Annotated in this window: 10 protein-coding genes; 6 read left to right on the top strand and 4 right to left on the bottom strand. The window is 43.5% G+C overall.

What is annotated here, in order from left to right; genetic code table 11:
* Positions 1-110 precede the first annotated feature (110 nt).
* Positions 111-2894, top strand: a complete 2784-nt coding sequence (locus tag FHW88_RS05875; protein ID WP_176623847.1) for a TonB-dependent receptor — start codon at positions 111-113, stop codon at positions 2892-2894.
* A 69-nt stretch (positions 2895-2963) separates the two neighbouring features.
* Complete coding sequence (locus FHW88_RS05870) at positions 2964-3683, top strand: hypothetical protein (protein WP_176623845.1); 720 nt, start codon at positions 2964-2966, stop codon at positions 3681-3683.
* 137 nt (positions 3684-3820) lie between these two features.
* Here FHW88_RS05870 and FHW88_RS05865 read toward each other — a convergent pair whose 3' ends face one another.
* The 3 genes from FHW88_RS05865 to FHW88_RS05855 form a co-directional block, all read right to left on the bottom strand.
* Entirely contained in the window at positions 3821-4324 is a 504-nt protein-coding gene (locus FHW88_RS05865; protein WP_176623843.1) for a peptidylprolyl isomerase, read from the bottom strand.
* A gap of 12 nt (positions 4325-4336) precedes the next feature.
* Entirely contained in the window at positions 4337-6358 is a 2022-nt protein-coding gene (locus FHW88_RS05860) for a thioredoxin domain-containing protein (protein ID WP_176623841.1), read from the bottom strand.
* A gap of 85 nt (positions 6359-6443) precedes the next feature.
* Positions 6444-7391, bottom strand: coding sequence for a hypothetical protein (locus tag FHW88_RS05855; RefSeq protein WP_176623839.1), 948 nt, complete (start codon positions 7389-7391; stop codon positions 6444-6446).
* Positions 7392-7590: 199 nt separating this feature from the next.
* Between FHW88_RS05855 and FHW88_RS05850 the strand changes: the two genes are divergently transcribed.
* The 3 genes from FHW88_RS05850 to FHW88_RS05840 all read left to right on the top strand — a co-directional run bounded on the left by FHW88_RS05850 (position 7591) and on the right by FHW88_RS05840 (position 10865).
* Positions 7591-9555 carry a M1 family metallopeptidase gene (locus FHW88_RS05850; protein WP_176623837.1) on the top strand — a complete coding sequence of 655 codons (1965 nt, stop codon included), beginning with the start codon at positions 7591-7593 and terminating at the stop codon, positions 9553-9555.
* A gap of 366 nt (positions 9556-9921) precedes the next feature.
* Positions 9922-10281: a two-component system response regulator gene (locus FHW88_RS05845; RefSeq protein WP_176623835.1), complete on the top strand. Its 360-nt coding sequence runs from the start codon at positions 9922-9924 to the stop codon at positions 10279-10281.
* A 26-nt stretch (positions 10282-10307) separates the two neighbouring features.
* Positions 10308-10865, top strand: coding sequence for a hypothetical protein (locus FHW88_RS05840; RefSeq protein WP_176623833.1), 558 nt, complete (start codon positions 10308-10310; stop codon positions 10863-10865).
* Positions 10866-10911: 46 nt separating this feature from the next.
* Here FHW88_RS05840 and FHW88_RS05835 read toward each other — a convergent pair whose 3' ends face one another.
* The gene (locus tag FHW88_RS05835) at positions 10912-11466 is read right to left on the bottom strand and encodes an NADAR family protein (RefSeq protein WP_176623831.1); all 555 of its coding nucleotides are present in this window, start codon (positions 11464-11466) and stop codon (positions 10912-10914) included.
* Between the two features lie 294 nt (positions 11467-11760).
* Between FHW88_RS05835 and FHW88_RS05830 the strand changes: the two genes are divergently transcribed.
* On the top strand, positions 11761-14046 hold the full coding sequence (locus FHW88_RS05830; RefSeq protein ID WP_176623829.1) for an ATP-dependent helicase: 2286 nt from the start codon (positions 11761-11763) through the stop codon (positions 14044-14046).
* The last annotated feature ends 77 nt before the right edge of the window (positions 14047-14123 follow it).

Here is a 14123-nt window from a genome sequence, read left to right as displayed (position 1 = left end):
TATAGGTTAAGCACTAAAATACAATATATGCAACATTAGTATTACATAGGGTTAAATAGTTAAACCTTCGTTAAACTTTAATGGTCAATAACCTAAATTGACCCTAAACTATGAAAAAACACTTACTGCTCGCGTTTATCGGTATTCTTTTTTTATCAACTGCCTATGCCCAGCAAGCCCGCGAAGTGCGTGGTACGGTAGTTGACAGCGTGGGCGCCATACCCGGAATTACGGTAAAACTGATATCCGACAAAGACAGCGTAGTGGTAGCAACCAGCACTGCCGGGGCATTTTATTTCCCCGCCGTTGCCTCCAAAAACTTTAAACTCACCATCAGCGGTATCGGTTACCAGCCCTTTACCCGCCGTTACGTAATGGATAACGATACCAAACCCATTAACCTCGACCCCATCAAAGTAAAGGTACAAACCAATATGCTAAATACGGTAGTTGTTTCGGCAGTGATCCCTATCACGATTAAGGAGGATACCGTAGAATATAAGGCCAGCGCCTATAAGGTACGGGAAGGATCGCCGGTGGAAGACTTACTTAAAAAACTGCCCGGCGTAAGTGTTGATAAAGACGGCAATGTAACCGCGCATGGCAAACAGGTTACCAAGGTGCGGGTTAATGGTAAGGATTATTTTACCGGCGATGTACAAACCGCCACCCAGAACCTGCCTGCCGATATTGTGGAAAACATACAGGTGATTGACGATTACGGCGACCAGGCCAACCTTACCGGCATCAAAACCGGCGACCCGGACAAGATCCTGAACATCACCATACAAAAGGGAAAAAGTAAAGGTAATTTTGGCCAGGGCAGCGTTGGCGTTGGTAATGACGACCGGTACCAGGCCCGTCTTTCGGCCAATTCATTTTATGATGCAAGGCAGCTGGCGGTTATCGGCACCTGGAATAACAATAACACCAATAGCTTCAACCTTGGCAGCAGCGGTGGCGGCGGAGGCCGGGCAGGGCGCGGGGGTGGCGGCAGCAGCGCAGGCGGGGTGAGTACGGCCAACGGTATTACTACCAACCGCTCCATAGGCACCAATTACCGCGATGACTGGGGCAAAAAAGTAACGGTTTATGGCAGCTATAGTTTTGCCGATAAAGACAGGGATATCAACAGCACAACCCTGCAGCAAAATCTTTATCAATCGGGTAATATCATTAATATGGATAACAGCACTAACCATAACCATGGTATCAATCACCGTTTTGATTTCAATATCGAGTACAAAATAGATACATCCAACTATATCAAAATAAACCCGGGCTTTTCATACGCTACGGCTGAAAACATGAGTACCGATACCTTCAGCAATACCCGTAACCAAAGTTTAGTTACCGGCAATGAGCTGGCCCTCACCAATAACTCATCACAAACAGGCAGCCTTAATGTACTTTATAACCACAAGTTCCACAAAAAAGGACGGAATTTCAGCGTCAATGCCAATGTAAGCTATTCTAAAAACGATCAGGACCTGAACGATAAATACACCACCCGGCAGGATACCGTGGTAACACCGTTGTTTCAGCAGATCAACTCTGATAATCAATCGCAAAGGGTAAGCCTGCATTTTTCATACATCGAACCTGTTGGCAAAACAACTTACCTGGAAAGCAATTACAGTTATAATTATTCGAACACCGATAATAACCGCTACAACTACCGGGTTGATCCTACAACAGGCAATCAAACCTACGTTGATTCATTGAGTACGTTGTATAACTACCAGTTCATCACCAACCGCATCGGTTTAAACCTTCGCGGGATACAACCTAAATATAATTATACGCTGGGCCTGGCTGTTCAGCCTTCAAAGCTCGAGGGGGAATCGCATAATTTTCATACCTCCACATCTACCTTTAATATTATCCCTACGGCAAGGTTTATCTATAACTTTTCCAAAAACCACTCGTTGTCATTTAATTACAGTGGCTCCAATGCCCAGCCTTCATTTAGTCAGCTACAGCTTCAGCCCGATTATTCAAACCCTCAAAACAGGATTTATGGCAACCCTGACCTGAAACCCGAATTTACCAACAGCTTTAATGTGCGTTATAACCAGTTTGACATTGCCAGCGGCAATTCACTGTTCGCCAGTTTATCATTTGCCGAAACCCAGGATAAAATAGTTACCAATTCGACCCCTGTTACCGATAGCACCCAAAGCACAAAAGGCAACAATACCATACAGGCAACCCGCTATATTAACACCAATGGTTTTTATAATGTAAACGGCAACTATTCCTTTTCAAAACCATTCGCCGAACGCAAGTACACCGTATCCTTAAACGGCGGTGCAAGCTACAACAACAATATTTCATATATTGAGAATCAGCGCAATGAGGGTAAAAACTGGGTGCTTAACCAGGGCGTTAAGCTAAGGGTTGATCTTGACAGCATTATGGATAGCGAGATCAGCGCCAATTACAGCATTAATACTACCCGCTACAGCCTGCCATCTTCATTAAATACCGATGCCCAAACCTGGACATTAGGGCTCGACGGCCGTAATTACTTTTTTTACAGTTGGGTGCTTGGTTACAGTTTAACTCAAACCATCAATCACGGTTTCAGCAGTACCGTAAAAGCGAACCCCACCCTGCTGAGCAGCTACCTGGAATACCAGTTTTTAAACAAACATATAGCCTCGCTTAGGTTCCAGGCTTTTGATATTTTTGACCAGAACAAAGGCATTACCCGTACCGCTGTAGGCAACCAGATCATTGATACACGTACCAACCGGCTGGGCAGGTATTTTATGCTCAGCTTTACGCTCCGGCTTCAAAAATTTAGCGGCAGCCGTCCACAGGGCGGGCGTAACGGCGGCGGCAAGGGCTTTGGTGGCTTTGGCGGCGGTCGTCGTGGTGGCAGAGGATAATTTGTATCCCGCTTTTTTTGGAGATACGTGAGCCGCTGTTATATATTTACAACAATCTATATTCCTGCATTGAGAAAACTTATTTTAACCTGTATATCGATATTATGTATCGGCAGCACATTTGCGCAAACCAGGGATGCCGCTGCTGCAAAAACTGCCCCGGAAACTGTTGTAGTAAAACGTCACCTCACCGATTCGGTAGTTGAACGGTTTAACGTGCTAAAAACTAACAGAGGCATCAGGCAAGGGTTATACCAGGCCCTTTATCAAAAAAACTATGCCCTGGCCAGTGGCTACTATGATAATGATAAACGGACCGGCGTTTGGCACTTTTTCGACAACCGAGGGCACCTGGTACAAAATTTCGATTACAGGACCAACCAGATCACTTACGAAGCTCCTGAAGACAGCACATCAAACCTACAGTATTTTGTTGATGTAAAACTTAATGACACAGCAAAAACAACCAAACCACTTAAAGTAGGCGGCAGATTTTTTGGATACCTCCCTTATCTGAACCTCTTTAAGCTTCCGCCCGATTTAATGAACCTTAATCCAAATGTATCGTTTGGCGCAGTGGAGTTGTTGATTAGTCCCTTAGGGAGGCTTGCATCATTTAAAGTGCATGTGTACAGCGGCTCGTTCAAGAAAACATTCAATATGAGTATTGACGTACCCGACCCTGCCGATAAGATCTTTGTACCAGCTACTGTAAACGGCGAAGGTGTCAGCTGCCGGGTGCTGATCAAATGTGCTTTCAGAAATGATGGCGGGCTGGAATTTTATTAGAAGCCAGCAGCCCCCTCTAAATCTCCCCCGGAAGGGGAGACTTTAATAGCAACAAAATAAAAAAGGTTCATTTGCATTATGCAAAATGAACCTTTTTTATTTAAAGCCCTCCCTTCCGGGGAGGGTTTGGGTGGGGCTTAGTGATCGTGATGACCATCCGGGCCGTGCGCGTGGCCGTGCGATAACTCTTCGGCTGTTGCAGGGCGTACGTTAAGGATATTACCTTTAAAGTGCAGTTCCTGACCGGCCATCGGGTGGTTAAGATCAACAATAACGGCATCTTCGGCAATTGAAACCACCATAGCCTGGAAACGGTGGCCCTGGTTATCCTGTAAAGGCAAAATGCTGCCAATTTCGGGCAGTTCAGTACCCTGGAACATTTCTTTAGGCAGGTTGGCTACTGCTTCTTCATCATATACGCCATAAGCATCTTCGGGAGATAAGCGAAACTCGTAGGCATCACCTGTTGAAAGTGTGCTCAGGTTATCCTCAAATTTAGGCAGCATCTGTCCTGCACCAAATAAAAAGGTAAGCGGCTGTTCCTGGGTGGTACTTTCTACCAAAGTTTCGGTACCGGTGTTTTCACGGTCTACGTACAAATCGTAGGTTAATGATACTACGTGTTGTGGTGCAATCTTCATTGTAAATTGTTTTTAGTTGTAAAATCTGGCTTCTACCTCATTAAGGGCATCTGCCGGGTTATTAGCAGGTAATCCGCAGGTTTTATCTTTACAAATGAAAATTTGCGTTGATGCACCAAACTTATCCTGCAGCAAAGGTAAACTTCCTGTATTACCGCCCAACATAATTTTATTGGGGATGTAATTATTTTCCATTTCCTTTCTGAAAGTTTCCGCTCCGGCTCCTGTTATTGCAATTTCGTTTATTCCAAACACCTCATCCAGCAAAAGCGTCACCCAATTTGAATAGGCCGAACCATATTTTGCCAGCTGCGGCATTACATTGCGTAATAACTGTGCCGAAACCTCAATGTAACTTTCGTTATCAAAAAGCAAGCCTAACTTTTTAAGCACCCGTGCCATAACCGAATTGGAGGCAGGGATCACCCCATCCATAATTTCAGATTTGCGGGCAATCAGTTGTTCATCGTCGTCGGCAGTAAAGAAGAAAATGCCCTTTGCTTTATCATAATAATGAGCTATGGCTGTATCGGCAAGGCTTTTGGCCTGCTGCAGCCAATGCTCATTGAAGGTAACTTCATACAAAGCGATGAGCCCGTCGATGATATTGGCATAATCATCTAAAAATGCTACAGGTTTATCCGGTGACGATGTGGCGCTGTAAACCCGTGATAACCTGCCAATTTGGCCAAGCAAGTTATTTAAAATAAACCCGGCATTGTTCAGCGCAAGCTCAAGGTACTCTGGCTTATTAAACGTGCGGTAAGCATCGGTCAGTCCTTTTAACATAAGGCCATTCCACGATGCCAGGATCTTGTTATCCAATCCCGGCCGTACGCGTACGCCGCGGGCATCAAATACTTTTTGACGGGATGCAGCTATTTTGACAAGCAATTCATGAACAGGCAAACCTAATTTTGCGGCCAGATCTTCATCGCTGTCCTTCCGGAACAATACGTTCGATTCCTCCTCTTCCCAGTTGCCATCCTCCGTAATATTGTAGTAGATACAGAACAAACCGGCTTCATCGCCTAAAATCTCTTCAATCTCATCTTTGGTAAAAATATAGAACTTGCCTTCCATTCCTTCACTATCCGCGTCGAGCGCCGAATAAAAGCCATACTCAGGTGACATTAATTCGCAGGTACTGAAAGTGATGACCTCATTTACTACCTGTTTGTACAATTCATCCGGATGCCAGATATAAGCTTCGGCATACAGGCTGATGAGTTGGGCGTTATCATAAAGCATTTTTTCAAAATGGGGCACATGCCAGCGCCCATCAACCGAGTAACGGGCAAAGCCGCCGCCGACATGGTCGTAAATGCCGCCGAAGGCCATTTTATGCAAAGTAAGTTTCACTTGCGCCCCTACTTCATCATCTTTCATTAAATAGCCATAGCGCATTAAAGCCTGCCAGTTATTTGGCATCGGGAATTTGGGCGCGTTGCCGGTGCCGCCCTCCTGCTTATCGAAATATCGTTTCCAGTTGTTTACGATAGCTTGCAAATCGGTCTTACTGTATTGCGCCTGTGCCACCACAAATTCTATCGACTCATATTTTTGAATACCCTCGGTAAGGCGAACGGCATAGTCTTCGGCCTCTTCGGGCTTCTGCTTATAAAAATCGGCCAAGTTAAAGAGCAGCGATGTCCAATCGTTTTTACGGAAATAGGTACCACCGTAAATAGGCCTTTGGTCGGGCAGGCAGATACAGTTTAATGGCCATCCTCCCCTGCCGCTCATGAGTTGTACGGCGCTCATATAAATCTGGTCAACATCGGGGCGTTCTTCCCTATCCACCTTAATACAAACAAAATATTCGTTCATTACGGCGGCAACAGCTTCATCTTCAAAGCTTTCATGCTCCATAACATGGCACCAATGGCAGGCCGAGTAGCCGATGCTTACCAGGATAAGCTTATTTTCGGCTTTGGCTTTATCAAGGGCTTCTTTGCCCCAGGGGTACCAGTTTACCGGGTTATTGGCATGTTGTAATAAATAGGGCGATGTGGAGTTGGCCAGGCGATTCATATAGCTGTGTGTTTGCTGCAAAAATGCAGATATAATTGCACCTGTAAGTTAAATGGAATTTATTTAGAAAAGTTTTAGGACAATACTACTTTCGGGCTAACTTCCACGTCAACGAATTCTTTAAATCAAGTAATGTAAGATACAGACGGGTTAATCCAAATGAGCCGATCATGCCATAGTCTCTTATTCTCTTTTTGGTTCCATCGGCAAATTCTACTATTAAATTGGCCTCTGCGTCGTCAGTCCACAAAACGCTGTAGCTTGTTTTCATTTTTTTGATATTAATATAATTTATCAGCGCTTTTCTATTGTTCAATTTATTTAGCGGCACATCACTAACGTAGGTATTATGGCTGCTATCAATTGCCAGATTCATTTCCAACGTATCGCGAAACATTCTTCTCAAGCCCGGACTATAAAATACTTTTCCCTGATTGGTAACCCCGATTGAATCAGTAACTTTTATAGAGATCGATTTGATGTTATAATCAAGTGGCTTGCGGTTATATTCAACAAACCCCCCAAATAAATAAATTAGCGTATCAGTTTGCTCTGTTTCGTTCAATTCAAGCTGTTGGTTAATCATCCTAAACCTTTTAGAATAATAAGCGATCATTTGTATACCGTCTACCGTTATAGGCTTAACTAATTGGCAATAACTACCCCGGTTATTAGACAATTCAAGACATTTAAGTCCACCTTTCCCTTTATCAATTACAGCAAATATGAATAACGACCTGTTGTTGTCTTTTACGGTAACTATCAAATCGGTGAGTTTATCATGATTGAAATCAACTTTTTCCCAGGACTTTACCTTCCAATTTATAGCAACATCATTACAGTCCAGTCTTTTGAGCAACATATCTGAAGGCACTACTTCTATTGCGTCACTACTGCCAAAAGCCTTCATATTTATGAGCAAATCAAAAACATCTTTGTCTGTTTTCAACTTGTCAATCGTATTGGCTTTTACAACTGCAGTTTCGATAACGAAGAACAATAGAAATGAGAAACACTTAAAAAGGTGGGTCATAATGTTAGGTATAGATAAAGATACTTTTATTAAATTAAAGACAAGTCAACACTAATAATTTCCTAATTGAAGTAACAACCTTAAAACACTCCGAACCCAATAAGCCAAAATCACTTATATCCAACCCTTTCAGTCCTAAAAATTATCAAACTCACAAATTATTTCCCTTTATTTGCCCCCTTGTTATCAAAAATTTAAGATGAACTGTTTAAAACTGAATTATTTATTATGCGCCGTGGTGCTGATGCCGTTAACGCGACCGGCATCGGCCCAAACTACCGACACCACAAAATACAATCACCAGGACCTTTTTGGCCCAATTACCTGGCCCGTTACCAGTGGTGGGACACGCTCGGCCGCAGGCAAGCCCTCACCAAATTACTGGCAAAACCGCGCTGATTACCAGATCAAAGCTTCCCTTAATGAAGGCAAGGATACTACCATAACCGGCGAAGTAACCATTACTTACACCAACAACAGCCCTGATAAGTTGGATTACCTGTGGCTGCAACTGGATCAAAACCTGTTTAAACCAGATTCGCGCGGTGCGGCGGTAACGCCATACACCGGCGACAGGTTTGACGTTCGTGGCTTTAGTCGTGGTGGTTATCATATTGCCTCTGTTGATATTACTTACAAAGGCGAAACCTACAAGGTTGATCCTATCATTACCGATGCACGCATGCAGCTGCGCCTGAATACGCCGATGGATGGCAAGGGCGAAAAAATAGAGATCAAGGTTAATTATGATTTCGCGATCCCATTTTATGGTGCCGACCGTATGGGCCGCAAAAAATTTAAACAAGGCTACGTTTACGAAATTGCCCAGTGGTACCCGCGCATGTGCGTTTATGACGATGTGGAGGGCTGGAACACCCTGCCCTACATGGGTTTAGGCGAGTTTTATTGCGAGTACGGCGATTTTGACTATTATATCACTGCCCCTGCCAATAAAATAGTAGTTGGCTCGGGCGATTTGCAAAACCCTGAAGATGTACTTACCCCGGCGCAACAAAAAAGGCTGCAAGAAGCCCGCAACAACGATAAAACCGTAACCATCATCAGTGCGGGCGAAGTTGGCAAAGGCTCGACCCGGCCGTTTAAAGGTACGCTTACCTGGCATTTTAAAATGCAGAATACCCGCGATATTGCCTGGGGCGCTTCTGACGCTTTTATCTGGGACGCGGCAAGGGTTAATTTCCCATCGGGCCGCAAGGGTATTGCCATGTCGGCCTACCCGGTTGAAAGTTCGGGCAATGACGGCTGGGGCCGCTCAACCGAGTACCTGAAAAACAGCATGGAGATCTATTCAAACCTATATTTTGAATACCCCTGGAATTCGGCAGTGAACATATCGGGCGTGGCATTAGGCATGGAATATCCGGGCGCTATCTTCTGTCTCAGCAACCTGAAAAAAGGACAGCTTTGGGGCGATGTTACCCACGAGATAGGCCATAACTGGTTCCCGATGATAGTTGGCTCAAACGAGCGCAAATACATGTGGCAGGACGAAGGTTTTAACACCTTTATTAATGAGTATGCTACCGAAAAATTTAATAAAGGCGAATATGTTGAGAAAAGTGGCTCGGCGCAAAATGTACTGGCCGGCTACCGCAACAGCAAAGACCCGCTCATGACCGCTCCTGAAGCCATAGGGCTCAATGATTATGGCCAGTATTATACCAAAACCGCGTTAGGTTTGGATATATTGCGCAACGTAGTGCTTGGCCCCGAGCGCTTTGATTATGCCTTCCGCGAGTATGTTAAAAACTGGGCGTTTAAGCACCCGCTTCCGTACGATCTTTTCAGGGCTATGAATGATGCCACAGGTGAGGACCTGAACTGGTTCTGGAAATCATGGTTCTTCACCACCTGGAAGCTTGACCAGGCCATTACTTCGGTAAGCTATATCAAAGGGAACCCGGCCGATGGCGCGCTGATCACACTTACCAATAATGAAAAAATGGCTATGCCTGTTGATCTTAAAATTGTTCAGGCTAACGGCAAAACCGAAACTATTCACCTGCCGGTAAACATCTGGCAGCGCGATGGTGTTTGGAAATTTAAATACCCCTCAACATCGGCTATCAAAAGCATGGAAATAGACCCTGATCGTCAACTACCTGACGTTGACCTGAAAAACAACGTTTACAGGGGAGAGTAGTTTTGATTTGGGAATTTGGATTTTCGATTTCGGATTGCGGCGAGGTTAGAGATTAGAGATTAGAGATTAGAGATTAGAGATAACTTCAAAAAGCGATGGGTGTTTGGGCTCATCGCTTTTTTTGACGATTGTGTTTGCTTAACTGTGAGTTGTTTTTATCGCGGTCAGTATAAAAATTATGCAACTTTTACAAAACCATAAAATACTCTTAAAAAACACTATATCCAACTGTTAATAAGCAATATACCCACTAATACAAACCTATATCGACTTCAATTAAACACTTGAAAATATTTTTAATTATAAAACATTTTGTTTATTTTTAATATTAAAGGCTAATAGCAAATTACAATTAGCATGTTAACTATGGCAAGAAATATACTCATAATTGAAGATGACGCTGAAATTTTACGGGTACTTGAAACAGTGCTCACCTTTCATGATTTTGAGGTTACCGGTCTTGACCGTACTGATGATATTATTGGTGCTGTAAAAGCGTACAACCCCGATCTGGTATTAACCGACTATATGCTGCCTGGCCTCAACGGCGGCCGCATTTGCCAGCTTATTAAAGGCAACGAAGATACCCGACACATCCCGGTGATCCTGATCTCGGCCTACCATGAACAAGCTATTGCCCTGGTTAATTTTGGATATGATGCCTTTGTACCCAAGCCTTTTGATATAAATAGGCTGGTAAAAACGATTAACAGGTTTTTGAATTAGAACAAGCTAAGCAAATCTTAATATAAATGGATTGGCTTATTGAGCACGCCGGCACCTTTATTTTCTGTTGCAGCTTCCCATTGCTTGGCTGGATACAAAAAAGGATTGTTAGTAAAAAAGAAATAATCTTCATTCTCTTTACTTCATTAATATTTTTACTGCCTGCACTAACAGGCTATCGTTATCTCAATGAATTCATTTATCCGATATTAATTTGGACTTTACTGTCATCAATCTATGCGATAATTATAAAAGAAAAAAACAAATCAGGTGCGTTGACAATCAAGCTTTCTGCCTTAACGCTTGTTCTGGCTATACTTCTTACCGTTCCATTTATATTGGGGGCAGGCCAAATTACTGTTGATCAGGAATGGGAGATAAAAGGATATAAAGTAAAACACGTAATAGACCAGGGATTTGCAGGTCGCGCTGCAATTCGATATGAACTTTATCAATATGGTACAATCCCAATGTTTATCAAAATGGTCGATTCAAAAATGGATAACGATACAACAGGCAACTGCACTGTCAAATTTGGTTATAAAAACATCAGTTTTAATAAATGCAACGCCTATGATAAATGAAATCGAACTGATTCGTTCATATACCAATACCAAACTTGTAAAATAGTTACTTATGAACTTTCAAAACATCTCTCACCTCCATCAACGCAAATCCTAATAAATTCAATCCTCTCCATGTATCCGGATGTTGCGCTTTAGGATTCTCACCACCAATACCCCAAATAGTATCCCGCGGACTGGCTTCTACTAAAACGCGGTCGCCTGTCGCTATGAGATAATCGGCAAAACGTTGGTTCTGGCTAAATTTGTGAATGTTACCCTGTTTAACTATCTCAAACCGTTCGGTCTTCCACAATTGGTCATCAAAATTCTTCACCTCCCGACCAAGATCTTTGGCTTCTCCCGGCTTAACAGCGTTGACGATCCGCTCGTGTATTTCAAAATCATTGAATAACCAAGCTTTTTTGGCCATCATCCAATGCTCTGCTGTGCGGTAAGTTATTCCGTCAACTTCAAAAGGCAACTCGTACCATTGGCTAAAACAAAATTTCCCTACCTGTTCACCGGCTTTTGGCGTGTGTCCCCAAAAGAAAAGATATTTAACCGGTTTCTCTTGTTCAAACTCCTGACTGAGCCATTGTTTATCATAGTGCTGTAGCATGTGTTAAAGCTATAAAAATTTTGTTTAACGGTATTAAAGACCGTCCACCATGCGATACAATCAAAGAAATCCCAAATCTAAAACCCGTCTTTAAAAAAATCAACGCAATCATCTTCGTCAATAGTCAAAATCGGTGGAATAAAAAAACAATCGGTGGAACCCCAGAAACAAAAATCAATCTGTGTAATCCCAACAAAAAATCCAATTCCGAATTCTCAAATTCGATATCCGAAATTTTTCACCCTTTCCCGCCAAAAACCTTAATTTCGCTGCTCAAGAAAAGAGGAAAAGATTTTGGATTACTTACAGGGATTAAACCCCGAACAAAGGGCAGCAGTTGAACAAACTGAAGGGCCGGTGATGATCATTGCCGGTGCCGGATCGGGCAAAACACGGGTTATTACCTATCGCGTGGCGCATTTGATACGCAAGGGTGTTGATTCATTTAACATACTTGTACTTACATTTACCAATAAGGCCGCCCGTGAAATGCGCGAGCGTATCACCCACGTTGTTGGTACCGAAGCTAAAAATATTTGGATGGGTACCTTCCACTCCGTGTTTGCCAAGATTTTGAGGGTTGAAGCTGAAAAAATTGGCTATCCAAGCAACTTTACCATTTACGATACCGACGACAGCAAGAGCGTTTTAAGGGCCATTTTAAAAGAGATGAACCTTGATGATAAGCTGTACAATGTAAACTTTGTGCTCAACCGCATTTCGGCATCAAAAAATAACCTCATCTCGTGGCAAGAATATAACAAGAACGAGCAGATCCAGGCCGACGACTTTTCGAGCGGCCGCGGGCAAATGGGCAAGATCTATGAGATGTATGCTACCCGCTGCTACCGTGCCGGTGCCATGGATTTTGACGATTTGCTGTATAAAACCAACGAGCTCCTGAAACTGCACCCCGATGTGCTCAATAAATACCAGCACAAGTTTAAATACCTTATGGTTGATGAGTATCAGGATACCAACTTTTCGCAGTACCTGATTGTTAAAAAGCTTGCCGCTGTTAACGAAAACCTTTGCGTTGTAGGTGATGACGCCCAAAGTATCTATGCTTTCCGTGGTGCCAACATTCAAAACATTCTCAATTTTGAGAAGGATTACCCGGACCTGAAAGTGTTTAAACTGGAGCAAAATTATCGCTCAACCCAAAATATTGTGAATGTAGCCAACAGCATCATCCGCAATAATAAAGACCAGCTTAAAAAGAACGTATTCTCCGAAAAAGAATCGGGCGATAAGATCAAGGTGATGCGGGCCTTCAGCGATAACGAGGAAGGTAAAATAGTAGCCGAAGCTATTATGCAAGACCGCAGCTCAAACGGGCTTAAATGGTCGGCATTTGCTATCCTTTACCGCACCAATGCGCAGTCGCGGTCTATGGAAGAGGCTTTACGCAAGCTGGGTATCCCATATAAAATATATGGCGGTCTTTCGTTTTATCAGCGTAAGGAAATTAAGGACCTGATAGCTTATTTCAGGCTCACCTTTAACCCTAATGATGAAGAAGCTTTAAAGCGCGTTATCAATTACCCTAAACGCGGTATTGGCGATACCTCGGTTGATAAGATCATTGTAGCTGCCGATCAGCATGGTATAACGCCCTGGGAAGTTATTGTTGAGCCGGGCAAATACCTCGAGGGTAAAATATCGGGGGCAGTGTCCACTTTTGCTACCATGATCCAAAGCTTCCAGGTGCTGACCAAAACCAAGTCTGCCTATGAGTCGGCTTTGTATATCGCGCAGCATTCGGGCTTATTGAAGGACCTTTATGAAGATAAATCGGTAGAGGGGCTTAACCGTTACGAAAATATCCAGGAGCTTTTAAACGGGATCAAAGAGTTTTCAGAGCGGGAGGATATTGAAGAAAAAGGCCTCGATATTTTCATGCAGGATGTGGCATTGTTAACCAACGATGATAATGACAAAAACAAAGATGCCGATACGGTATCGCTTATGACCATCCACTCATCAAAAGGGCTTGAGTTTCCGCAGGTTTATGTTGTAGGACTGGAAGAAAACCTTTTCCCTTCGCAGATGTCGCTTAACTCGCGCAGCGACCTTGAAGAAGAGCGCCGCCTGTTTTATGTAGCCGTTACCCGTGCCGAAAGCAAGCTCCATATCAGTTATGCCACCTCGCGTTTTAAGTTTGGAACACTCATTAATTGCGAGCCAAGCCGCTTTTTGGATGAAATTGATGCAAAATATCTTGAGCTCGACTACACCGCCAAACCCGCCTCGGGCAATAATCCATTTTTTGATGATGAGCGTAAAGCATGGAGCAGAGATAAGCAGCCCGACACATTTTCGCGACCAAAACCGGCAGCCGCAGCACCGGTAAAAACCACTTCGATACTGGCCAAGGCGCATGTACCTTCGGCCAATTTCAAGCCTTCTGATACATCCGGTTTACAAGTGGGCATGGAGGTTGAACACGAACGTTTTGGCTTTGGCAAAGTACTCTCTCTTGAGGGTAATAAGCCCGATATAAAAGCCACAATCTTCTTTAAGGAGATTGGTCAAAAGCAGTTGCTATTAAAATTTGCGAAACTTTACATAGTTCAGTAAACATAAACCAAGAGTTAAAATCCCTACTTTGAGGAAATGATTCCCCAAGCCTCGCCACAGTCCATCATTAAATCGCC

The sequence above is a fragment of the Mucilaginibacter sp. SG538B genome (assembly GCF_013376065.1).
GTDB classification, from domain to species: Bacteria; Bacteroidota; Bacteroidia; order Sphingobacteriales; family Sphingobacteriaceae; genus Mucilaginibacter; species Mucilaginibacter rubeus.
Note: the sequence above shows the minus strand (reverse complement) of the source record. Positions and strands in the feature narration are given on the sequence as shown.

Bases quoted from the DNA above. Each gene is read 5' to 3' on its own strand.
- FHW88_RS05875 (WP_176623847.1), top strand. From the start codon at position 111: ATGAAAAAACACTTACTGCTCGCGTTTATCGGTATTCTTTTTTTATCA.
- FHW88_RS05865 (WP_176623843.1), bottom strand. From the start codon at position 4,324: ATGAAGATTGCACCACAACACGTAGTATCATTAACCTACGATTTGTAC.
- FHW88_RS05860 (WP_176623841.1), bottom strand. From the start codon at position 6,358: ATGAATCGCCTGGCCAACTCCACATCGCCCTATTTATTACAACATGCC.
- FHW88_RS05855 (WP_176623839.1), bottom strand. From the start codon at position 7,391: ATGACCCACCTTTTTAAGTGTTTCTCATTTCTATTGTTCTTCGTTATC.
- FHW88_RS05850 (WP_176623837.1), top strand. From the start codon at position 7,591: ATGAACTGTTTAAAACTGAATTATTTATTATGCGCCGTGGTGCTGATG.
- FHW88_RS05845 (WP_176623835.1), top strand. From the start codon at position 9,922: ATGGCAAGAAATATACTCATAATTGAAGATGACGCTGAAATTTTACGG.
- FHW88_RS05840 (WP_176623833.1), top strand. From the start codon at position 10,308: ATGGATTGGCTTATTGAGCACGCCGGCACCTTTATTTTCTGTTGCAGC.
- FHW88_RS05835 (WP_176623831.1), bottom strand. From the start codon at position 11,466: ATGCTACAGCACTATGATAAACAATGGCTCAGTCAGGAGTTTGAACAA.